The sequence below is a fragment of the Ferdinandcohnia sp. FSL W7-1320 genome, from assembly GCF_038050315.1.
GTDB lineage: Bacteria > Bacillota > Bacilli > Bacillales > Bacillaceae_L > Ferdinandcohnia > Ferdinandcohnia aciditolerans.
The window spans coordinates 4,256,361-4,280,000 of sequence record NZ_JBBPAM010000001.1; the positions used below are offsets into that span (position 1 = coordinate 4,256,361).

The window sequence follows — 23,640 nt, forward strand, 5'->3', positions numbered from 1 at the left end:
TCATTATCTTGTTAATTACTAGACTATCTTGTTTTTTATGTTAGACCTTCAAATCACTTAACCAATCCCATCACCGAATTTACCTGCCTAAAAAAGTAAAAACAACGACCTAAGATCGTTGTTTTTTACGGTTGATATTTCGTTCGATACTCACTTGGGGTCATTCCGATTTCCTTTTTGAATACTCTACTAAAATAATTTGGATCTTTATAACCTATACTTAGTGCAATTTCTTTTAATGACTTACGTGTTAATAATAACTCTTTTGCCTTTTCTAATCTCGTAGCTGTCAAATACTCTATAATCGTAAGATGAAACCTTTCCTTGAATAACTTACTTAAATAATAAGAACTAATACCAATTTCTACAGCAATTGATTCGAGAGAAATTGTTTTAGCATAATTTTTATCTATGTATTCTTTTGCTTTTAGTAGCAATGTTTGTACACCATTCGAACGATGTTCTGCTAAACTTTCAATAATCACGAGTAGGTGTGATTTGGCTGCTTCTTTAATCTGCATTGCTGTCCCAAATTGACCCAAGCCTGTCACTATATCTTCCTCAAACCCTAGCTCTTTTATGGCACGTGATAATACAATAAAGAAGTTTTCCATCGCCTTATGGATTGTTTTAACCTGATAGTCTGAGGCCTGTTGAATAGACTGAAAGTATAGTTCAAACATGTGTAAACCCTTTTGACTATCCCCTTTCTTCACTGCATCAACTAGTTCCTTCTCAATTTCAAAAGGAACTAGTTCTTTGCGCCTTTGCTTAATCCGTTCATTAAATACCATATAGGCTGCACCAGGTTGTGTATAGGCTAGCTCTAAAGCATCGATTGCTTCCTTATAAGAAATAGAAAACTGATTAACATCAGAAATAATACTCCCAATTCCAGCATATAAGTGACATTCTTTAAGCGAATGTTGAACTTGATGAATAACCGACCGAGCAAACACTTCTCTTATTTTATGATTTTTATATTCCTCGTCAGTTACTAGCCTCAAAACAGGTACTTGAAATCCGGTCAAAGGACCTACAAGACAATGGGAATACTGGTCATGAATTGTTTCTTTCAACACGCGATACCAGTCGCTTTTTTCTTTACGACTAGCATGCAGATGCTCTGATTCAAATGTAAAAACAGCAACAAAACCTTGTTTATGCTCAAGATCTAGCCATTCCTCCCAGTCTTCCTCATTAAACTCATGAACGTGATCCATAATGAACGAAACAATAAACTCTATTTCAATAAAGGAACTTGCTCTTTCAAGTCGTCGATTTATTTGTTTTGTTTCATTTTCTTTTTGCTTCTCACTTTCGATTTCTTCGACCATCCGATCAAAAGCCTCTATAACTTCAGACAATTTACTAGGCTTTAATAAATACTCTTTAATTCCAAATTTCATTGCTTCTCGAGCGTAATCAAATGTATCAAAAGCCGAGACCATAATAAATTTTGTTTTAGGTAGAACTGAAACGATTCTCCTAATCGCTTCTAAGCCATCAAACTCAGGCATTTTTATATCCATGAAGACTAAATCTGGTTTATGTAAGATGGCTAATTCAACTGCTTGTTTTCCATTCTTAGCCTCAGCGATAATTTCAAAATTTCCCCGCTTCTTACTAAGCATTATTTTTAAACCATCTCTTTCAATCTGTTCATCATCCACTAACATGACCTTTATCATAAAAAAATCCTCACTTATTCTTCTTTACGTTTTGACTAATTTAATACGTACTGTAGTCCCTTCACCTATACTTGAAACAACCTCAACTTTACTCTCTTTTTGAAACAGTGCAAGACGGTTGATTACATTTTTCATGCCAATTCCAGTTGAATGACCAGTACCTTCTTTTATCGTAGTTACTTCGTTACTGTCATTTGGATCCATCAAGCTTTGTAGTGTCTCATCATCCATCCCTACCCCATTGTCCTTAACTTCTATGAGCACCATATTACCTTCTTCATAAATGTGTAATTCAATCTTGGCCCCCTCCGCCATTCCCTCAATTCCATGAATAAATGCGTTTTCAATAATCGGTTGAAGTGTAAGACAAGGGATTGGAATTGAAAGGCAATTTGGATCAATGTTTTCGATAAACTCAACTCGATCTCCAAACCGCGTCTTTTGAATAAAAAAATATTCGTTTACAATTTTAACTTCATCTTTCAATAATGTTTTTCGATCAAGACTACTAATATTATATCGGAGTAACGTCGAGATTGAAGAAATTAAATCACTTGTTTTCTCCGCTCCCTCGATAAGGGATGTCTTAGAAATTGTGTTTAGTGTATTAAAAAGGAAATGGGGATTAATTTGGTTTTGTAAGCTTTTTAATTCCATTTCTTTCAGTAATTGTCCCATCCTAGCCTTTTCTTCTATCTCACTCATTGATTCTTGAATATTCCTTTTCATTTCATTAAATGTCTTTGTTAAAAACCAAAGTTCATCCTTTGTTGAAACGACAACATCCTCTCCCATATATCGTCTAGCAGATATTTCTTTAGCTGCTAAAGAAAGTCTTTCGATGGTGCTTGTTATCCCATTGGAAAACCATAATGCAAATAAGATGCTTAAGAGGATAATCACAACTAGAATGGATATCGCCATCTTCTTCATATAAGTAATCTTTTTATCTAATAACTTATCTATTGCTTTATAATTGCTAAGCTCATTGTTTATCAAACTAAGTGTTTCTTCGTGAATATAGCTAGATGTATCATTCGCCTCACTAATATACAGTGAGTAGGCCTCAATGTCATTTTTTTCTACTGCAACTACTGTCTTATCTGTTTGTTCAAGTAAACTGGTCATGATATTTATATAATTTTTTTTCGTAATACTTTCCTTTTCAATATCCTTAAACCTTTGTTGCAGTTTTACTAGTTGCTCCTTACTTTCTTGATAATCAATCAGGTTCTCAGGTAGCGGTTCGTATACGTATATTTGTAACGTTTCAAATGTTTGATTCGTCATTTTCGCAATATCATTTAATAGAAACAAATACTCATCGTTCTCATTATGAAGTTCCATAATGCTTTGATTACTCTGCTCACGTACAACAAACAAAATTACAATTAACAATAAGATGGTTGCAAAATAAATAAGTAACTTTGTTCTAATTTTTATCATTAGGAACCACCATTGTTTCTTCAATATCTAAAGAAGTTTTACGAATAATTGATGAATTAGTATGAGTAATTTCTTTAGTCTGTTTGCCATTCATAATGTCTATCATTTTTTCCACACTTAAGTATCCCATTTCGAAAGGATGCTGTTCCACAATTGCTCCAATATCCCCGTTCTTTAATAATTCCATATTTTCATCGATTGTATCAAAAGTAATGACATACATATCATTTTCCCTTTGTAAAGAATTAGCAGCAGACACAATTCCAATCCCATTGTAAGAACTCGTTCCAAAAAAGGCAGTAATATTTTCATGTTCCGTTAATATGTTGTACGCCTTTTCTTCTACATCCACCCTTGTAATTTTTGACTCTTCAACCGCAACAATTTTTATATCTTCTTCTTGCTCCACGACATCTTTAAATCCCTTTAAACGTTCTAGGTGATGAGGGTTGTCCAAACTGCCGGTTATGATACCGACAGTTGCTAGGCCATTCGTATCTTCAACCAACGCTTTCCCTGCTAATTGGCCAGCCATGTAATTATCTGAACCAATGTATGCATGCCTCATACTTTCGGGAGAGTCTGTATCAATCGTTACAACTGGAATTTCTTGACGCTCTGCTTTATTTATCATGTCGGTAAAATTTTCGTTAAGGCCTTGGACGATAATACCATCCACTTTTGATTTAATTGCTTTGTCAAAGAGTTTCAATTGCTCTTCTGTATTTGATCTTTCAGGCCCAATATACTCCACTAATACATCATACTTTTGACCGGCATCCTTTGCTCCTTCACCAATTAATTGCCAATACTCATGTTCCATCTCCTCCACTATTAATACAAAATGATACTTTGGTAAAGTTACTTCTGGAGAATAAACCTTTTCCATTTCTTGATTAATCGTTTGCACATGTTCATAAAAGTAAATGGAAAAACCTAAAGCTGTTATAAAAGAGATAATTAATAAACTATAGATCAAACGTATCCTCTTCATGTTGCCCCCTTGAATATTGACTATATAAGAGTCATTATGTACTAAAATAGCATATTTCGACATTCTAATGCATTCTATCCGTTCTTATACTCATGTCGAAGATTCGTGACGATCTTCGAACTGCTTTTTACCTCCTCACAATTACATTATTTGAATTTGTAAAAATGAAGAACTTGGGGATAGTAATAGGTAGAAAAGAACAAATGGATGGTGAAATAGGTGGATGGTTTTTCACGATATAAACTAAACGAAACAGAAGACGGAATTGAAGTGATCTTATACCTCGATGAGAACTTAACAGAATACTCTTCTGAGTTAGGAGTCTCATCCCTAGTGGAAGAGGCTGATATAGAAAGGAAAGCTGTTCATTTTATAAAAAACATTCTTCCTGCATTGAAGGTTAAAACCGTTAAGATCATGGCTGGTGGAATGTTATTATCAGCCATAGGTGTTGGTACATTGCCTGCAACTCAAGCCTCTGCAGCTGACGCAACTGGGAAAAAGACACACTCGAAGACTTTATCCCATACTGTAGTTGCTGGCGATACACTATATAGTATTGCTCAAGCTAATGGAACAACCGTTGATGCAATTAAGAGCGTAAATAATCTTTCTTCAGATTCATTACAGATTGGACAAATTTTGACAATTCCTGTTGGAATTACTGATATTCCTGCTCAAACCAATGTAACTACACATCAGGTTGTTCCCGGTGATACGTTATATAGTATTGCCACACGTAATGGCACAACCGTGGATATGCTCAAAAAGGCCAATAATCTATCTTCGGATTTTTTGCAGATCGGTCAAACGTTGACGATTCCTTCTGACAGTGCGTCCACTCCTACTCAAACAAAGCAAACTACACATCAAGTTGTTTCCGGTGATACGTTATATAGTATCGCTAGTCGTAACGGGACAACTATCGATGGAATTAAAAAGGCCAATAATCTATCTTCGGATTTTTTACAGATTGGACAGACGTTAACGATTCCTTCCGGCGGTATGTCCACTCCTACTCAAACCAATCAAACTACCTATCAGGTTGTTTCAGGTGATACGTTATATAGTATTGCTACTCGTAGCGGCACAACTGTGGATGGGATTAAAAAGGCAAACAATCTATCTTCGGATAGTTTGCAGATTGGACAAACGTTGACGATTCCTTCAGGTGTTTCAAGTGCCCCTGCTCCGGTTCAAAACGAAACATCATTCGCTGCAGAACAACAGAAAGTAGTTAACCAGGCAGAAGTGGAATGGCTTGCGAAAATGATACACAGTGAAGCAAGAGGTGAATCTTTAGAGGGACAGATTGCTGTTGGTGCTGTAATTGTGAATCGTGTAAATAGTCCCTTATTTCCTAATAACATAAAAGATGTCTTGTTTGAAAAAAGCTACGGTTACTATCAATTTACACCAGCAGAAAATGGTGCGTTACTTACTGCAACCCCTAACGACCAACATAGAGAAGCTGCAAAACGGGCACTTAATGGTGAGGATCCAACGAATGGAGCATTATTCTTTTACAACCCTGACAAAACATCGAGCTCCTATCTGAGAAGTCGTACCGTTTCAACCACAATAGGAAACCACGTATTTGCCTTTTAGGGACACAGGGACAGGTCCCTTGTCCCAAACCAAAAACAAGCACACTCCTTTAGGAATGTGCTTACTTAATATCACATATTTACGATGCTTGTTGAACAGCTTCAACTTCAGTAGGTGGGTTATATTTGCCTTCCCATTTAGCTACAACTAGAGCTGCCAATGAGTTACCTACGACGTTAACCGCAGTACGTCCCATATCTAGAATACGGTCAATACCAGCAATAAAAGCCAATCCTTCAGCCGGTAAACCAATTGTACTAAACGTCGCTAATAGCACTACAAAGGATACCCCAGGTACTCCAGCCATGCCTTTAGATGTTACCATTAATATTAGCATTAGCATGATTTGTTCCCCAATGCTCAAGTGAATTCCATACATTTGGGCGATAAATAAAGACGCTATGGCCTGGTATAAAACAGATCCATCCAAATTAAAAGAATAACCTGTTGGTATAACGAAAGTTGCTATGTGCTTAGGACTTCCCGCCTTTTCCATTTTATCCATAATCCTCGGAAGTACGGTTTCAGAACTGGATGTTGAAAAAGCAAGGATTAACTCTTCCTTAATCATCTTCAATAATTTAAAAATATTTAAACCAATAAATTTAGCCAATAATCCTAAAATAACTACTACAAAGAAAATCATTGTTCCATAAACAGTAATGGCTAGCTTGCCTAATGGAATAAGTGATTCAAATCCATATTTTGAAATAGTTACACCAATTAATGCAAAAACACCAACCGGAGCATATTTCATAAATAAATTTGTCACATAAAACATGGCATTTGCCATACCCTCAAAGAAACGTAAAACCGGTTTTCCTTTTTCACCAATAGCTGCAATTCCAAGACCGAATACAACTGCAAAGAAAATAGTTGCCAGCATATCTCCTTCAACCATAGCTTGGAACGGATTTGTTGGAACAATATGAAGGAGTGTATCTGTAATAGATTTTCCTTCTTGCGCTTCTGATGTTTCTACATAACCTGAGATATCAGTTTGTTCTAACTGCTCCATTACAAGACCAGCACCTGGTTGGAATAAATTTGCAGAAATAAGGCCGACTGCAATTGCAACCAAGGTCATTCCAATAAAATATGTCAGGGATTTAGCACCTAATTTACCAACTGATTTTAAATCACCAACGCCAGCTATCGCAACGATGATACTTGAAAGAACAATTGGTACAACAATCATTTTAATTAAACGTAAGAAAAGATCTCCGAATGGCTGTAGAAAGGTTTGAGCAGTTTCACTTCCGTAGAAAATCCCACCAACGATAATACCTAAAATAAGACCGATCAAAATTTGACTTGCTAAACTTAACTTGAATTTTTTCATAAATTACCCCACCTTCTTAATAATGTGATTCTGATTACTCAGGTTAGGGAAACATATAGAAAGATAAGATAACAAATAAACGGCTGTTGCCGATTCACTATTCTACCATACTGTTTCCTCTTAATTGCTTACGAGGTTAGCTTTCAGGTTAGGACTAAGGGAAACAATAAGCCCCTTCTATTTAAGAACTCACCAATAGCGAAAAAAAAATTCCGCATGAATAATTTGGGTCCCCCGCTCTAGAAAAAGATTTAGCAATAATGTACTACTCTGATTTTATACTAAAATATTATTCTAGTAAACTATTGATCATTTCCAGTTGTGGGTCCCACCCCTGATTATCTAAAGCGTTAACACTCCAGTGGGGCGGGACCAGCTTTCCAAGGTCAGCTCTTTGTTTCCGGATGAAAAATTGGCGCAGTTTCAACCTCTATCAATACTGGCCCATTATGTAATAATGCTTTTTTTAAGGTAGCTTCTAATTCACTATCTTCTCTGATTGAATAGCCTTTCCACGAGCAAGCTTCGGCTATTTTTACAAAGTCAGGATTCGTTAAATCCACATCCTTTTGAACGCTTCCGCTGGCTATCATTTTATCGCGTTCCATTTGTAACGCATGATTATTGAAAATGATGACTGTAATATTTAAGTTATATCGGATGGCCGTTAATAAATCGGCTAAAGTCATTTCAATCCCGCCATCCCCAACGACTGCAACCACTTGCTTCTCCGGGAAGCACAGTTTTGCTGAAAGAGCGGCAGGTAAACCAAATCCCATTGTTCGCCATTCTCCTGAAAAGATGATTTGTTGTTTAGTTGAGCGAAAATTACGATTGAACCAAACAGTTACATCACCCGTATCTAGAGTAATAATTGCATCGTTTTGAACAGTATTTTCAATAGCTCTAACAATTCTTGAAGGATGGAGCGGTTGTGAAGATTGTAATCCTTCTTGCTCGTTTTGAGTATCCCATGTTTCTTTTGTCTTTTGGATGTTTGTTACCCAAGTTTGATTTTGTGAAACGCTATGAAGATGTTTCGTTAACAGTGGGACAAGCATTTCAGCTGAACCTACAATACCTAACTCAACAGGTATACCTTTCCCAATATTCTCTTTCGCAACATCAATTTGAATCACCTTCGCATGCTCTGGAACATATCCTTCCGGCCACCACAAGTTCCCTACTACTAAAACAACATCTGACTCTTGAAAAAGATCTTTAGCATGAGGGTTTCCCCCTTGTCCAATTCCTCCTAAAAAGTGCGTACAGGATTGAGGAAACACCCCTTTTGCACCTAAACTTACAAGGATACCCGCTCCCCAAAGTTCTGCTAGTTTCTCTACTTCATTTACAACATGTATTGCCCCAAGGCCTGCTAAAATCATTGGTTTTTTTGCGTTTTTCATTAATTCAACAACCTCTGTGATATCTTGTTCATCTATAGATGTGGCAGTCTGTATCATTTTTGGTTCCCGCTGAATTTTTGCAGTCGAATTCATTGAAAAAAGATCTTTTGGAATCGATAGATGAGTAACAGCCCCTTTATCAAGTGATGTTTTCATCGCTTTTGTTAAAACATCTATAATGGCGTCAGGGTGTGCGAGCAAAGACGTATATTCTGCGAGTGGTTTTATTAATTCTTGTTGATTAAGATACTGCTTATAGTCTGTCCCAATTTTTTGAGTGGGAGCCTGACCAGTAATAGCCAATACGGGTGCCTTGTCCAGAAAAGCGTCCCCTAAACCATTGAGTAAGTTTCCTAAACCAGGTCCCATCGTTGCAAGACAAACGCCAAGCTTACCCGTTAACTTTGCCTCAGCTGAAGCCATCATGGCGGCAACCGATTCATGTTTCACCGCTATAAATTGTATTGAATTCTGCTTTGCTAGTTCATCCATAAACCCAATAATGGCATCACCGACAACCCCATAGATCCTTTTAACTCCCCACATCCCAAGTTGCTTTAACATAAGACTTGCAACAGTTTCCTTTGTTGATTGATTAGACTCTGAAATCACGCTACAAACCCCTCCTAAAATTACTTTATCCCTTACCTTTCCAATTACTGAGGTCTACTATTCAGAGCATGTTTTTAATCATCCATCAACAGTCCAACATATTTTTCATTACATCTTCGTTTGAATATCTGTCAGTAAACCGATATATTTTATGTTAAAAATGTCGAGTATTATATAAATTGCTTTGCTATTATGAAGACATGAAAAGGAGGGATACATTGTTAAAGGAATTAAACCAAGTGATCGATTATATCGAAAATCGTTTAACTGATGACCTATCTCTTGAAAGAATTTCTGAATATGCCGGGGTATCCGATTATCACTTTAGAAAGATCTTTTTTTATCTTTCAGGGCTGACGCTAAGTGAATATATTAAAAACAGAAAATTGTCAGAGGCAAACAAGGATTTATTACATGGTGATAAAGTTACAGATGTTGCATTTAAATATGGGTATCAATCAGTCGACGGCTTTACTAGAGCATTTAAAAAATGGAGTGGTTTTTTACCATCGGATGTAATTAAAACTGGAATAAGCAAATCGTTTCCCAAACTTTCATTCGTAATAACTGTTAAAGGAGGAACATCTATGGAATTTAGAATTGAAGATAAACCTGCATTTAATTTAGTTGGTGTAAGCAAACGGGTCCCAATGCAATTTGAAGGCGTGAATAATGAGATTGTAAAGCTTGCACAAAGCATAACGGACGAACAAAAAGAAGAAATGCATTCCCTTCAAAATATAGATCCTTATGAAATTGTGAATGCCTCTTACCACGCTGACGCTAATTTCATAAAAGAAGAAGGCGATTTAACCCACATGATTGGTGTGTTAACAACGGAAAATCAAGTAAGTGACCGATTAGACATAGTACCAGTCGAAGCATGTACATGGGCAATCTTTCCAAATGAAGGACCCTTCCCATCAACACTACAAGAAACCATGGCCAAAACCTATTCAGAATGGCTTCCCTCTTCCGATTACGAGGTCATTAATGTCCCTTCTTTTTCGTTCACAAAAATGAATAAAGACAAAGTAGGGTACGCATATAGTGAGGTTTGGATTCCGGTGAGGAAGAAATGAAAACAAGCACTGAAAATTAATTGAAATGCTATAGATATTGCTTAATAGGTTGTCATTTTTTCCACCTCCCTTTTGTCGGGAGGTGGCGGCACCCATCCGCTTTATAAACCATCGACAATCTTCTGGGCGTCACTGTGACTTCAAATTCTATCTCTCCAAGCCTGCAATTCCAAATCCGCCTGGTCCAGCATGGGTGGAGATCATGGCGCCGGCCTGTATCCAACTGATATTTTCAAATCCATGTTCTTTTGCGACATCGGTCATTCTTTCCTTAATCTTTTCATCTAGGCCAAGGGAGTATACTAAATAAATTTGACCTTTATCAATGTCGTATTGATTTATGTAGTCTTGGATCAGTTTTTCCGTGACGGTACTCATATTCCCGCGATACTTCTTAGTAGATGTGAGTTTTCCATCTATTAATTCGATACATGGCTTAATTTTCAACAAAGCACCTCCGAGATAAGCTAGGTTACTTACTCTTCCACCCGCTTTTAAAAACTCTAGACTGCCAGGAACAAAAGCCAACCTAGATTTCGGGACGATCGCTTCGATTTTTTTGACTAACTGTTCAGGATCAATCGTAGGTTCTTTTGCTACTATATCTACTGCATACATCACAATAGCAGCTAGTCCTCCCGTAACGTTCAATGCATCAATTAGAAAAATATCATTTAACTCTTTCGTTGCAATAATGGCATTTTGGAAGGAAGAAGATGCCTTAGACGTATAACCTATATGGATAATGACACAACCGGGAAAGTCCGTTTTTATCTGTTTAAAGAATTCCTCATATTCATAAACATTTGTTGCAGTTGTGGAGGGGATTTTCTTGGTTCGCTCATAATAATCAAATATATCCTCTACCGGCAACGCCCCATCTAAATAATCCTTATCACCCATGATAACGTGCATCGGAACCACTTGAACAGAGTGTTTGCTCGTCCAATCCAAAGGTAAATCCGCGCCACTTTCCGTAGTTAAAATAATTCTACCCAATTATTATTCCCCTCTCATCTCCCATTATGGGTCGGTTGTTAACCATCGTACCTAAACCAACTATACATTATACGAAAGCGTTTTACAGAATTTTTTTAAGTAGAAATAAAGCAATGTGGCTTGAAAATAGAAGGTTACGCATTAGTGAGGCTTGATTCTTGTGAAGAAGAAGTGAAAACAAGTACTGAAAGTTGATTGAAGTTTATCTATAAACTCTCGACAAACTTCGAGCCGTTTCGGGGCGTCACTGTGACTTTATAAAGTCTCAATTTTATCCCCTCTACAAATAGGATATAATGAACGGTACATACAATCTTGAAGGAGTTCATACACATGCAAACATTGCAAAAGCTTTCCAATCGTCTCTTCTACCTGCCTCCAGTTCAACAAACAGACCGTCCGATTTTGGTAGCGATTGTGGGGGACGACCAGACATTGTTAATTGATGCTGGAAACTCTTCTAATCATGCTAAACTTTTCAAAGAGCAATTAGCTTCCTATCATGTCACCGGAGATATACTCGCTCTTACTCATTGGCATTGGGATCATATATTTGGTTTGAATGAAATGGACATGCCCTCAATCGCAAATAACATGACCTATGAAAAAATTAGAGAACTGCAGAAACTATCATGGGAAGACAAGGAATTGGATGAACGTGTTGAAGCAGGGATTGAGATTCCGTTTTGTGCAGACGCGATTAAACTTGAGCTTCGAAATGATCGAGATATAATCATACCGAATCCCACAATTATTTTTGAAGGGCAAATAAAACTGAATCTCGGTGGGCTTACCTGCATCATCGAACATATTGGTGGAGACCATTCAGCTGATTCAAATCTCCTCTACATTGCTGAGGAAAAAACGATCATTCTCGGTGATTGCCTCTATGCAAATCTGTACGCAGAAAAATGGCACTATACGATCAAAAAAATGGGTAAACTTCTAGAGAAAATCGAAAAATACGATGCAGATATCTATTTCCTCTCTCATCATCCAGGACCACTAACTAAGGGTGAATTTTCTTCTTTTGTAACACTACTAAAGACTAGTGTCTTATTGACTGAGAAACATAAAGGAAATCTTGAAAAAATCAAAACAGAGATGGCCTCGTATTTTCAACGTGAGTTAACGGAAGATGATTTAGAAATTATCACATACTTTGTGAATGGGTATGTGTAACATGACAGTAACCCCGTGGTGATTATTTACCTTGGGGTTTATTTATTTATTTATTTGTATTGGAATTGACCATTCTTCTCCTCTATCTTCATAATTGAATTTAATTGTTACAACATTTCAAACAGAAATATGAAGGAAATGTGAACCTTTTCACAAATGTATTTTCAAACTACTTATTCGAGATATACTGTAAGTAGTTTGAAAATAATCTTCCAAGGAAGGTGCTAGGTAATGAAAGGTACAGCATTATTAATCAATAAAGACCACTCTCTAACAGTATTAGAAAACGTTGAGCATGATGTATACGAAGATCTAGTAAGTCTCGAAGATTGTAAAAATATAAAATGTACCATAAATGACAAAGAAGTTCAATTTGACCCCATCGATAAAGTCGTTTGGTATGAAGAAACAATCGACTGGGAATACGGTTATTAATCATAGACAATATTTCATCCATAAACAAAGCTTGCAGTATTTAAATTACTGCAAGCTTATTTTTTATATCATCGACAGAGAATGAGCAATTATGGCAAAACACCTTATTATAATGGATAACTATTCCTCTATTTCCACATTAATCTACATACCTAGACATTTCTATAGTATAATTATTAACTAGAATAATAGAATAATGAGGAGGTCCAAGAGTTGGGTAAAAAGAAATTATATATGTCCGTGACTACGACTGCAGTCATTGCCTCTGCACTATTTGCTGCGGAAGAGGCTGAGGCAGCAAGCACGTACAAAGTTCAGAGTGGTGATTCACTGTGGAAGATTGCTCAAAAACATGATCTTACCGTTTCACAATTGAAGTCCTTAAATAGTTTAAACAGCGATCTTATTTTCCCAAATCAAGTCCTTAAGACAGAAATAACTACCAACAATAATTCAGGCAGCAATAACACGCAACCTACAAATGAAAAAGAAACCCAAAAGCCTAGTACATCGAAGGCAACTACATATACGGTTAGATCTGGTGATACACTAAGTGGTATTGCCGTGAAACATAAGATTTCAATTAATGAACTAATGAAGTGGAATAACTTGAATTCTACTCTTATCTTCCCAGGAAACGTGTTTGTTGTAAGTAAACCTACTTCTTCTGAGGAACCAAGTAACTCTACTCCGGAGAAACCAAACAACACTACTACGGAAAAAACAGAGCAACCTCAAGAAGAAAAAGTTCAATCCGCTACTGTTTATACAGTTAAGTCAGGCGATACTCTATCAAGAATTGCAATTGAATATAAAGTGACAGTTCCAAACCTTAGAAAATGGAACAACTTGAAATCAGATATGATCTACATTGGCCAAAAGCTTACGATTGGTGATGGGGAAAAAGTAGAAACTCCTACAGTTGAAACCCCATCAAATAATAGTAGCTATAACGTAGATCAGTTGATTAAAGTAGCTAAAAACCAATTGGGAATCAGCTATTCATGGGGTGGATCTACACCTAATGGATTTGACTGCAGTGGATTCATATACTATGCATATAAGTCAGCAGGATTAGATACCCTTCGTTATTCAAGCGAGGGTTACCATATGCGCTCTTATTATGTTAATACACCTAAAGTTGGAGACTTAGTATTCTTCCAGGGAACCTATAAATCTGGTATCTCTCATGTCGGGATTTATCTTGGAAACAACCAATTCATTCATGCTTCAAATGACGGAGTTGTCATTTCGAATGTAAATGACTCTTATTGGAAAAAACATTTTGAAAGCTTTAAGAGGTTTTATTAAATACAAGAGGAAGTTCATTCTCAGGGATGGACTTCCTTTTTAGTAGGTTTGTAAAAAAAAAGCCTCATCCAAAACTTGAGGAGCGCGAGAACAGGGTCAAATTTATTATTTATTCAAATTAACAAGACGTGTCTTCACCGGAGGGCCACATATCAAGAGTTTTATGGATAAATTGTTCCAAACCCGTTTCTTATTCTTTGCATCATATTGAATGTGAAAGGCTACACTCCTATATTGTTCAATTATACTGTTAGTTTGCAGTAATTTTATAGTCATTTTATATTCATCTTCCTCATATGGTCTAAAAATTCACAGCACAACTAATAAGAAATAATGTTACCATCAATTTTTTTCCAACAGAGTGCTAAAACCATTGCTAATAGCACTCTATTTATAATGCTATTTGTGATTTTCCTACAATAACTAAACTACTTAGCATACAATATCCTAGTTTTCCTTAGGTATTGTGCTTTACTAACAACTTATGTACTTCTTCCATTAACCGCCTTATTAAAAATATTGAATTCACTCGTTTATGATAGTTTATATATGTTAAACCTAGTAATTAAAGTCATATTTCGAATTTTGTGTGGGTGAATGTATGCGTAAGTTAATTGTTCTTTTATCTATATTTGTTAGTACAATAGCTCTTATTGTTCTTGTAGACGTCTATCAGGGCCACAGCCTATACGAAGCTTGGTATAGTCTCAAGAATTTATTAATTGTAGCTAAAGGGGAAGATTATTTTCTAATCATTATTTTCATCATGACATATCTATTGTTATTATTCTCATATTTTCGCGGAAAGAAAAAACCTTAATTTAAAGATGTATTTCGTGTTACCTTCTCCTTAATTGTTACCAAAATAAATAAAAGTATCGGGATGACAATTTGAAATGGTAAATGCAGTACATATGGGACCGTTTTCAAACCCTCATCTATGTGAGTTTGGTAACTTGGTGCAATCAAAATAGAGGATAAGAAAATTACTGCCCCAATTGAAAAGGTCGATAACGTATTTTGTTTAATCTTGAACAAATTATTCATTCCAATTACAGCACAAAAGAAAAACAATGATACTTTTACAAATCCCAAGATCACAACTAGTATGATGATAAACGTATCTAGACGCTGGATAAACCCTGCAATATTAATATATCCAACAGCTGTTAATGCTGGCGATGTAGCACTTGAAAGAGTTTCCGTTCCCAAAATAGATATTAAAATAAGTATGTTTAATGTTAAGTAAAGACCTGCAACACCAATCGCCATTATTCCAACTTTCAATATTTTAGTATGCTTATTTATAAATGGCAGGATCATTGAAAGAGTAATTAATTCTCCGTACGGAACCATAGTAGATAAGGGTAACTCTTTAAATATTGGCTTCCAGCCTTCTGCAAGTATTGGTTTTATGTTCTCGAGATGAATAATATAACCATTGATTACGAACAAAATGTTCATTATAAATAGAGCCATTCCTATAATAAAAAAACTGATGAGTATTACCCTAGAGATTACCTCAAAACCAAGATTTATAGCGTAAATTAAGACAAACAACATAGAAATTCCTAGAGTTATGAGAGATGTTCTTGTATATGGAGAACTGCTTAATAATTCTTCCATATCGCGTAACACTCTTGATGCTATATAAATAAAATAAATGATATAAAAATAACTTATGATACTTCCAACGTATTTGCCCATTATCTTTTTTATGTATTCCGTTAAAGGTAAATCCGGATAATACTTGTACAGTCGATAGTAAATTGTAAATAATATCATTCCTGCAACAGGTGAAATAAGTGTTACAATCCAAGCATCTTCCCTTGCACCACTTCCTATATTTAAGAAAATTGTAGTTCCAAACAAAAAAAGCACAATGATTGAAAATAATTGAAAACCATCAATTTTAACATTGGGCAAAACGATTCATCTCCTTATTTTTCACTACCTAATTTGATACGGTTTAGATGAAAGTCCTGAATCAATAAGTGTTGCGTTTACATGAACCTCAATTTTTGCATCAGAGTATATTGAATCCCACTCCTTCTTATGTTTTTTCCAATAATTTGGATTTTCCTTATTTAATTTGTTACCAAATCCAAATACATCTGTACCTTGGTCCTGTGAGATTTTAATTGTATTCTCTATTTCTTCCTTTATTTTTTTTTCTAAATCTTTCTCTACTCTGTCTAAAACTTGCGCGTTACTAAAATCCAAATAACAGCTTGTTTCCGAAATTTCATTCGTTAACCCTACATCTACTCGTAATGTTGGAGTCGGCTTTAAAACTGTGTTGATCTTACTGTTACTTCTTTTGGCCGTAAACGTAATATGGTCACCTTCACCACAGGGTACCAGAAATGACGAACTCTCTACTTCTGAAAGAATCAAGTGTGCTGTTCGAGCAAGTTCCCCGTCATACCAACCCACTAACTTATCTTTCTTAAAAATGGCTAATCCGCTTACTTCTATTAGAGCAGGCTTGATATTATTTAAATTGTCAGTTTGGTTACTAGATGTTAACTCCTTATTTAGTTGAATTCCTGTTAATAGAAGTTCTTTACCCTCACTTGATATAGAAGAAATGGCTTCGTGTATAGGTGTAATTTTAGCAAGGCCATACATCGTTTGATTGTTTTCACTCGTACTTTTAATACTTTTTGTTGGATTTGACTCAAGTGGTTCAACTACTCCTAAAATGTTTTCTGCTGAGTCTCCTCTAGCAATAAAAACTGGAAATGTAGTTCTAGTTTGTTTTCCACGTACAAAAGGATCAAGCAAAAGTTTTAAACCCTTCCTTGCTACGGATTCACTAATAACTACTAAAGAAAGATGTGAGACATCATTTTCTCTTGGTATGATATTAGACGCGATTCGATAGGCATCAACTAAAGTATTTGATTCGACTGTATAATTTGTAATTGGTAATCCTGAAGTAGAACCTGTTGGAGACAATTGACTAGGATTTATCACTTGAAAAGTAATCCGATAACCATTTTCCATATTTTTAGCAGGGTCTATTCCCATAGCTACGATAAGTCCTAATTCATTTAGTTCCCTGTAGTTCGAGCATCCAGTTAGCAGCATCATAATTAAAAGTATCTTACAGATTTTCTTCATTTTTGACCCCTACTCGTATTTGTTTGCATCTCATTTGATTGTTCTACTTTTGACTGCCTCATAAATAAGGAATGAATTGGGAAGCGGATTAAACTATCCTTTTGCGCACCAATCCTAAGTGGTGAAAAAGGAGCAAAATACGGTACACCGAACGATCGTAAACTACAAAGATGCAATAAGATACATAGAGTAAATAATAGTATTCCATAAAAGCCTATAAAAGCAGAACAGAATATTAAAATAAAGCGTAACCCTCTAGCAACATTTACAACACTTGTATAAGGTAAGGTAAAACTACTAATTGCAGACGTGGCAACGATGATGACTATTGCCGCCGATACAAAACCTGCTTCGACAGCTGCTTGTCCTAAAATTAGTGCTCCAACAATGGAGACAGCTGGTCCAATGGCTCTAGGCATTCGTACCCCAGCTTCTCTTAAAACTTCAAATGCTAGCTCCATTAGTAATAATTCAATAATTGCCGGAAATGGAACCCTTTCCCTTTGAGCCATCAACGTGACCATCAATGTCGTAGGAATTAATCCGTGATGATGCGTTATTAGAGCAAGATAGATTGCAGAAGCATACATATTTACTAAGAAGGTTCCTATACGAACCAATCTTAAAAATGAACTAAATACATTGTTTTCATAATAATCTTCTGGAGAGTGAAAAAACTGCACAAAATACACTGGTAAAGTTAGTACAAATGGTGTCCCCTGTATGAATATAGCAATTTTGCCTTCCAATAGATTACCTGCAACAACATCTGGCCGTTCGGAATTTTGAAGGAGTGGAAAGATTGTATTTCTATGATCCTTTATCGCTCCTTCTATATAATTGGAATCAAGTACATTATCTATTTTAATCCTCTTGACCCTAGAAATTACTTCCTTAACCATATCTTTATCTGCAATTCCCTCGATATACATAATGCCAACATCTGTTTTTGTTATATCACCAACTTTTGTTTGTTTGAGCCTTAATTTAGAATTTTGAATCCTAGATCGTATTAATGAAATGTTAGTACCCATATTTTCAGTAAAACTATCCTTTGGGCCTTTAATAACCGTTTGACTAGTAGGTTCATTAATAGAGCGGGACTGGAATTTCCTTGTGGCTATTGTTATTGCCTTTTGATTACCATCTATTAAAATAATGGTATCCCCTGACAATAGACTGTCTATAAGCTGAAACCATTCAGAAACATACTTAACCGAAGTGATAGATATTATTTGAAAGATTTTATCCGCTAAGTGTTCAGTAGTTACGGAAGTATTACATTCATTTAGAAGTTTTATAATTCGATTTACTACATTATTGTTAATACTTTCTTCATCTACAATTCCATCAAAATGAATGATTGCTACATTTTTATCGCCAGTAAACTTCAGCTTTCTTATCGATAAATCTGCACTATTCCCAAGCTCATTTTCTAATCTTTTTATATTATCATCTACACTGTCTTGAATAGACCTAAATATATTTGACTTTTCTGTGTTCACGTTAAATCCCCTCTAATGGAATTTATTTCATTTTTTCATTATTAGCCTACCCCAAAGTTTATAAAATATATAAAAGGGATTGTTGGGCTTGAAAAAGGAGGTAGGGGTGCATAAAAATAGGCAAATGTCATTTCTCAATTTTGACGTCTTTTACGTATAAAGTTAAGTTGTTAACAAACGCTAATTTTATTGGATTGATTAAACTTGTTCATAGTCAGGAATGAGGAAGGATAATGGGAATTGTTGAACGCTTATTTGCTCAATATGGATATTTTGTGTTACTAATCGGTCTACCTTTAGAACTAATTGCTTCTCCGATTCCACCTGGTAACTCAACACTTGCATACACCGGTTATTTATCGTACAAGCATGTTCTTAATCTACTTCCAGCTCTGACTGCCGCATACTCTGGTTCAGTGTTAGGAATAACAACCACCTATTTTATCGGAAACAAGTTTGGGATGACACTAATCGAAAAATACGGCAAATGGTTGTTTCTGAAGCCGAAACATATTAAGAAAACACGAAAAACCTATGAGAAATATGGAAACAAAATGCTATTATTTGGTTTCTTCTTGCCCGGTGTCAGACAGTTCAATAGCTATTTTGCAGGAATCATTCAGGTACCATTTCGAACCTTTGCACTTTATGCGTATTCAGGTTCCGTGTTATGGGTATCTTTTTTCATCGGTATCGGCTATATATTCGGTAACCAATGGCAGTTCGTTTTCACTTGGATTGAACAGTCTATGAAGGTGATCTTACTTATTTTGTGTGCGATTGCAATTTTTCTTTTTATAAAATGGCGCAGAAGAAAATTGGCAAGGTGATTGCAATCTCTTGGTTTGCTGAACCTTTAAAGAAGCGGTCAAACCATTACACCAAATCTTAAATATAAATCTGTATATTCGTGCAGTTATTACTGGTTTAAACGCATAAAAAAACACTTCTCATTTAAGGAGAAGTGTTTAGAGTGTCGACAAAAGGCATTTGGGAATTCTCTTATTCCCAAATGCCTTTTGTTTTTTTCTTTTCTATCAAAAATAGCCACTATTTTTGAGTATATACTGACCCAACTTGCATATGTTTTATGCAAGTTCTTGACTTACCCAAGTCCAATTTGCTAGTTTCTTTAAATTCATTGCAGCAAAAGTTAGCATCGCCTGCATGGACAATTTTTTTAATCCCCTTAAGGTTGTCCATCGCATACCATGCTTCTCTTTTGCATCAGCAAAAACACGTTCAATCGTTTCTTTTCGGCGTGCATATATTTCTTTTACGTATTTTTTGTGGCGAAGATGTTCAGCTTCTTCTACATAAACTTCCCAGACATGCCGTTGTAATAACTTCTGGTGATTTTGACTCTGTGTACACTGTTCAAGTAAAGGACAATTTACACACTTTGAAGGATCTGATTTGTACTGTCGATATCCTTCCTTTGTCGTGGTTGAGTATGTTAATGTCTCTCCTTACGGACAGATATAGCAATCAAAGTGCTCATCATAAACATACTCATGTTTCCGCATGAATCCTTCCTTTGTTTTGGGACGTGTATAAGGAAGAGCAGGAGTAATGCCATTTTCTATTAGGAAATTACAAATTGCAGGTGTTTTATAAGCAGCGTCGGCAGCAACAGCAATTGGTTTCATGACTTTATTCATAATCGATTCGACTAATGGTTGAAGCAAATGACTATCATGAGTATTCCCTGGCGTTACAATTGACCCTATCACAAAACCTTTTCTGTCCGTAGCGGCATGAAATGAGTAGGCAAATTGTTTCGTGCGTTCATCTTTTACGTAATATCCACTTCCGGGATCAGTTGTACTTTCTTTGATCTCTTTCATTTCTTCTTTTTCAAATTTTTCAGGTGGGAATGGTTCCTTACCATGGTCTATCCGATCCTGATTCAACTCTTCTTGAAGCTTGGCTTCATAAGCACGAGCTTCCTTTCTTACGACTTTCTTTTCAAATTTACGTTTATTAGCACTCGCTTTTACATGCGTTGAATCAATAAATACATGATCAGCACTTAATAAGTTCTTATCTGCAATCTCTTTTAAAATGCGGTAGAAGATCTGTTCAAATAAATCTGTATCCTTAAAACGACGTTCATAATTTTTACCGAAGGTAGAAAAGTGGGGAACATCTGATTAAAAACCAAAACCCAAAAACCAACGGTAAGCTACATTCGTTTCATTTCCTTGATTGTTTGCCTCATTGAACGTATGCCAAATACATACTGAATAAACGTCATTTTAATCAGTACAACCGGATCAATACTAGGACAACCTAGAGTTGAATAAAGGTTTTCAACCAATGGGTATATGAAGGAGAAATCAATAGCTGCTTCAAGCTTTCGCACAAGGTGATCTTGTGTACGACTTGATCCAGTGTAATCATTTCCAATTGTTCTCTATCTAAGTTATTATTTCTCGACATCATTTTCCCATCACCCCTAATATTCTCTATAAATATTGTAAATTAAGAAAAACCGGGCATAGCCCGGTCCTTTTCATGGTTAGAGAATATCCGATAATTTGTACTCTATGCCATGTACCCCTTTATAATACTCAGGATACATTTCACCCCCACATTTTTCACATGCAAACATAGGAGGAGTTGTCGGATCTCCATCATCCATTAAATCGAAATCCCTTACCACGTTAATAGGAATCTCTTCTTTCTCATGACACGCCAAACAAACATAGCTGACGCTCTGTTGCTTGGACTGGTTTAGGCTTATGTTTTTCTTCTTTTTCTTTCCCTTTTTGCGGGTTTTTGATACCGGTGAGATCGTTAATCATCCTTTCTAAATAAGCTCTTGTAGTTTTGCATAAGGCTACCTTTATTTCTAATTTACCATTTTCAAGGCAGACTTCTCCCTTGTATTCATAGTAACATTCACACCTCTGACAAACGAGAGGGTCTTTCTTGCCACTGGCTACTATTCTTTCACGCCACGTCTGGCGACGTAAGGTTTTCTTAACTTTTACAACCCAACGTCTTGCTTTTTGTTGCCAAGTACTCAACACTTTTTTACACAAGTTTTTTGATCTTCTAGAATACATACCGTAATGCCGAATAGTTTTAAATTGCTCGTCTGGGATATGGCGAATTAAACGTGAAATAAATTCTTCGACACTTACGGTTTCGGATTTGTCTTTTCCGTCAGTTTTATCCTTATATTTGAACGTAACGAATTGCCCATCATATGCCTCAATCCGATTGATTCCAATCGCTGGTCGACGAATATAACGGCCAATATAACGAAGTTGTTCTTTTATTTTTCCCCTCTGTTTAGGTGCATACACATAGAAGCCTTCGCCATTATTGGTGAACGCCTTTTGAAGTCTTGGTTGGATTCTTTTCTTTTCTCTTGGTGAAACTCCGTTTCTAATTAATTTTAATACGACCGTTTGCCATTGTTTACGAAGCATCGTAAATGGCAAGAAATCATACTGCTTCCATTCTCCTTTTTCTGTTAATCCACCCATTGTAACTAACATATGTACGTGAGGATTGAAGTTGACCCTTGAACCAAAAGTGTGGAGTCCAGCAATAATCCCAGGTGTTACCTTTGCTTTCTTTTTGAAGAAGTCAGTAAGTAGTCTTGCAGAAGCATCCATTAAATCTTTTAATAGATGTCGGTGAAGGAGAAATACATCTCTTAGTCCTTCATCAATCGTAAAAATTACGTGCCGATGATTAACCTGAAGAACATCTTCAGTAAGTAACCTACTCCATTCTTCACTTTCTCCAACAGAGCACGTGGTACAAAATCGACCTTTACATCGGTAAGGAACCTTTCGCACATCATGACAACCTTCACACACAAATAACTTAAATCCATTTTTGATATCCCCACAATCTCGAAATTTCTCAACCTCCTTAATTACGATAGGGCGGATTTTAGCACCGTGTTTTCTTTTGAAAGCTTCCCAATGTTGGTGTTTATCAAAAAATATTCTTCTCAATATATTGGTCTCCATAAAATGAAAATACCACAGCTTAAATGACTGTGGTAGACCCAAATTTTTATACTTTCTTATCTTTTAAAAAAGACTGTAGGCAAACTCGAAATTTATCGAGTTTGTCTACAGTCTGAACACTTCTCATTTAAGGAGAAGTGTTTTTGTGATACCGGTGGCCGGGGTCGAACCGGCACTCCAGAGGAACACGATTTTGAGTCGTGCGCGTCTGCCAATTCCGCCACACCGGCGTATATAGAAAGAAAAAAGACATCAGAAGATGCCGAGGACCGGAATCGAACCGGTACGGTAGTCACCTACCGCAGGATTTTAAGTCCTGTGCGTCTGCCAGTTCCGCCACCCCGGCAAGTCATAAAAAATAACTTACATTCAGTTTAAAATAATGGAGGCGGCAACCGGATTCGAACCGGTGGTAAAGGTTTTGCAGACCTCTGCCTTACCACTTGGCTATGCCGCCATTGGAGCGGAAGACGGGATTCGAACCCGCGACCCCCACCTTGGCAAGGTGGTGTTCTACCACTGAACTACTTCCGCAAATTATTAATTAAGCAAATAAAATGGCTGGGCTAGCAGGATTCGAACCTACGAATGACGGAGTCAAAGTCCGTTGCCTTACCGCTTGGCTATAGCCCATTGATTAGCTGCGTATCAGCGGAAAATTATAAAATAAAATGGGGCGGCTGATGGGAATCGAACCCACGAATGTCGGAACCACAATCCGATGCGTTAACCACTTCGCCACAGCCGCCACAATTATAATGGCAGGGGTAGTAGGAATCGAACCCACACCAAAGGTTTTGGAGACCTTCGTTCTACCTTTAAACTATACCCCTATGATATATAATATTCAAAGTAAAATAAAATGGAACTAATTAAATGGTGGAGGGGGACGGATTCGAACCGCCG

At 36.3% G+C, this 23,640-nt stretch carries 17 protein-coding genes, 8 tRNA genes, 1 pseudogene and 1 riboswitch (1 of these 27 cut by a window edge); of the genes and pseudogenes, 7 read left to right on the plus strand and 19 right to left on the minus strand.

Going from position 1 to position 23,640, the window contains the following annotated elements; genetic code table 11:
• Positions 1-125: 125 nt before the first annotated feature.
• From NST91_RS20745 to NST91_RS20755, 3 genes are read right to left on the minus strand one after another with little or no spacing between them, the layout of a single operon-like run.
• Positions 126-1,691: a response regulator gene (locus NST91_RS20745; protein ID WP_341332661.1), complete on the minus strand. Its 1,566-nt coding sequence runs from the start codon at positions 1,689-1,691 to the stop codon at positions 126-128.
• A gap of 24 nt (positions 1,692-1,715) precedes the next feature.
• Positions 1,716-3,137, minus strand: a complete 1,422-nt coding sequence (locus NST91_RS20750; RefSeq protein WP_341332662.1) for a sensor histidine kinase — start codon at positions 3,135-3,137, stop codon at positions 1,716-1,718.
• Positions 3,124-4,131, minus strand: a complete 1,008-nt coding sequence (locus NST91_RS20755; RefSeq protein WP_341332663.1) for a sugar-binding protein — start codon at positions 4,129-4,131, stop codon at positions 3,124-3,126. Before NST91_RS20755 ends, NST91_RS20750 begins: the two co-directional genes overlap by 14 nt.
• 219 nt (positions 4,132-4,350) lie before the next feature.
• Between NST91_RS20755 and NST91_RS20760 the strand changes: the two genes are divergently transcribed.
• Positions 4,351-5,739, plus strand: a complete 1,389-nt coding sequence (locus tag NST91_RS20760; RefSeq protein WP_341332664.1) for a LysM peptidoglycan-binding domain-containing protein — start codon at positions 4,351-4,353, stop codon at positions 5,737-5,739.
• Between the two features lie 79 nt (positions 5,740-5,818).
• Here the strand turns inward: NST91_RS20760 and NST91_RS20765 are convergent, their stop codons facing one another.
• Together NST91_RS20765 and NST91_RS20770 are read right to left on the minus strand one after the other, a co-directional pair.
• On the minus strand, positions 5,819-7,081 hold the full coding sequence (locus tag NST91_RS20765) for a cation:dicarboxylate symporter family transporter (protein ID WP_341332665.1): 1,263 nt from the start codon (positions 7,079-7,081) through the stop codon (positions 5,819-5,821).
• Positions 7,082-7,191: 110 nt separating this feature from the next.
• A riboswitch (cyclic di-AMP (ydaO/yuaA leader) is annotated at positions 7,192-7,348 on the minus strand.
• A gap of 119 nt (positions 7,349-7,467) precedes the next feature.
• Complete coding sequence (locus tag NST91_RS20770; RefSeq protein ID WP_341332666.1) at positions 7,468-9,102, minus strand: thiamine pyrophosphate-binding protein; 1,635 nt, start codon at positions 9,100-9,102, stop codon at positions 7,468-7,470.
• A gap of 218 nt (positions 9,103-9,320) precedes the next feature.
• On the opposite strand from NST91_RS20770, the gene NST91_RS20775 reads away from it, so the two are divergent.
• On the plus strand, positions 9,321-10,184 hold the full coding sequence (locus NST91_RS20775; RefSeq protein ID WP_341332667.1) for an AraC family transcriptional regulator: 864 nt from the start codon (positions 9,321-9,323) through the stop codon (positions 10,182-10,184).
• Between the two features lie 147 nt (positions 10,185-10,331).
• On the opposite strand, the gene NST91_RS20780 is transcribed toward NST91_RS20775, so the two are convergent.
• Positions 10,332-11,183 carry a DegV family protein gene (locus NST91_RS20780; RefSeq protein ID WP_341332668.1) on the minus strand — a complete coding sequence of 284 codons (852 nt, stop codon included), beginning with the start codon at positions 11,181-11,183 and terminating at the stop codon, positions 10,332-10,334.
• Between the two features lie 333 nt (positions 11,184-11,516).
• Between NST91_RS20780 and NST91_RS20785 the strand changes: the two genes are divergently transcribed.
• From NST91_RS20785 to NST91_RS20800, 4 genes are all read left to right on the plus strand, one after another.
• Positions 11,517-12,365, plus strand: a complete 849-nt coding sequence (locus NST91_RS20785) for an MBL fold metallo-hydrolase (RefSeq protein WP_341332669.1) — start codon at positions 11,517-11,519, stop codon at positions 12,363-12,365.
• Positions 12,366-12,596: 231 nt separating this feature from the next.
• Positions 12,597-12,800, plus strand: a complete 204-nt coding sequence (locus tag NST91_RS20790; protein WP_341332670.1) for a protein YkzT — start codon at positions 12,597-12,599, stop codon at positions 12,798-12,800.
• A gap of 213 nt (positions 12,801-13,013) precedes the next feature.
• Positions 13,014-14,111, plus strand: a complete 1,098-nt coding sequence (locus NST91_RS20795; RefSeq protein ID WP_341332671.1) for a C40 family peptidase — start codon at positions 13,014-13,016, stop codon at positions 14,109-14,111.
• Between the two features lie 601 nt (positions 14,112-14,712).
• Positions 14,713-14,931 carry a YczF family membrane protein gene (locus NST91_RS20800; protein ID WP_341332672.1) on the plus strand — a complete coding sequence of 73 codons (219 nt, stop codon included), beginning with the start codon at positions 14,713-14,715 and terminating at the stop codon, positions 14,929-14,931.
• On the opposite strand, the gene NST91_RS20805 is transcribed toward NST91_RS20800, so the two are convergent.
• Genes NST91_RS20805 through NST91_RS20815 form a run of 3 tightly spaced genes read right to left on the minus strand, consistent with a single transcriptional unit; the run spans position 14,928 to position 18,742 of the window.
• Positions 14,928-16,037: a GerAB/ArcD/ProY family transporter gene (locus NST91_RS20805; RefSeq protein ID WP_341332673.1), complete on the minus strand. Its 1,110-nt coding sequence runs from the start codon at positions 16,035-16,037 to the stop codon at positions 14,928-14,930. The two genes, NST91_RS20800 and NST91_RS20805, sit on opposite strands and share 4 nt — an antisense overlap.
• Positions 16,038-16,061: 24 nt before the next feature.
• Positions 16,062-17,237, minus strand: coding sequence for a Ger(x)C family spore germination protein (locus NST91_RS20810; protein WP_341332674.1), 1,176 nt, complete (start codon positions 17,235-17,237; stop codon positions 16,062-16,064).
• Entirely contained in the window at positions 17,234-18,742 is a 1,509-nt protein-coding gene (locus tag NST91_RS20815) for a spore germination protein (RefSeq protein ID WP_341332675.1), read from the minus strand. The genes NST91_RS20810 and NST91_RS20815 overlap by 4 nt, the downstream gene beginning before the upstream one ends.
• A 233-nt stretch (positions 18,743-18,975) precedes the next feature.
• Here NST91_RS20815 and NST91_RS20820 point away from each other — a divergent pair, with 233 nt between their 5' ends.
• Positions 18,976-19,572: a DedA family protein gene (locus NST91_RS20820; RefSeq protein ID WP_341332676.1), complete on the plus strand. Its 597-nt coding sequence runs from the start codon at positions 18,976-18,978 to the stop codon at positions 19,570-19,572.
• Between the two features lie 258 nt (positions 19,573-19,830).
• On the opposite strand, the pseudogene NST91_RS20825 reads toward NST91_RS20820, so the two are convergent.
• The 10 genes and pseudogenes from NST91_RS20825 to NST91_RS20870 all read right to left on the minus strand — a co-directional run.
• Positions 19,831-21,187 (minus strand): annotated as a pseudogene (locus tag NST91_RS20825) (IS1182 family transposase).
• 242 nt (positions 21,188-21,429) lie between these two features.
• A complete protein-coding gene (locus NST91_RS20830) occupies positions 21,430-22,734 on the minus strand; it encodes an IS91 family transposase (RefSeq protein WP_083967595.1) in 1,305 nt (434 codons plus the stop codon).
• Positions 22,735-22,883: 149 nt separating this feature from the next.
• Positions 22,884-22,964, minus strand: a tRNA-Leu gene (locus tag NST91_RS20835).
• Between the two features lie 30 nt (positions 22,965-22,994).
• Positions 22,995-23,080, minus strand: a tRNA-Leu gene (locus tag NST91_RS20840).
• A 37-nt stretch (positions 23,081-23,117) separates the two neighbouring features.
• Positions 23,118-23,191, minus strand: a tRNA-Cys gene (locus tag NST91_RS20845).
• A 2-nt stretch (positions 23,192-23,193) separates the two neighbouring features.
• Positions 23,194-23,268, minus strand: a tRNA-Gly gene (locus NST91_RS20850).
• Between the two features lie 24 nt (positions 23,269-23,292).
• Positions 23,293-23,367, minus strand: a tRNA-Gln gene (locus NST91_RS20855).
• Positions 23,368-23,406: 39 nt separating this feature from the next.
• Positions 23,407-23,482, minus strand: a tRNA-His gene (locus NST91_RS20860).
• 11 nt (positions 23,483-23,493) lie between these two features.
• A tRNA-Trp gene (locus tag NST91_RS20865) sits at positions 23,494-23,567 on the minus strand.
• Positions 23,568-23,611: 44 nt separating this feature from the next.
• Positions 23,612-23,640: transfer RNA gene (locus NST91_RS20870), tRNA-Tyr, on the minus strand (it continues 56 nt past the right edge of the window).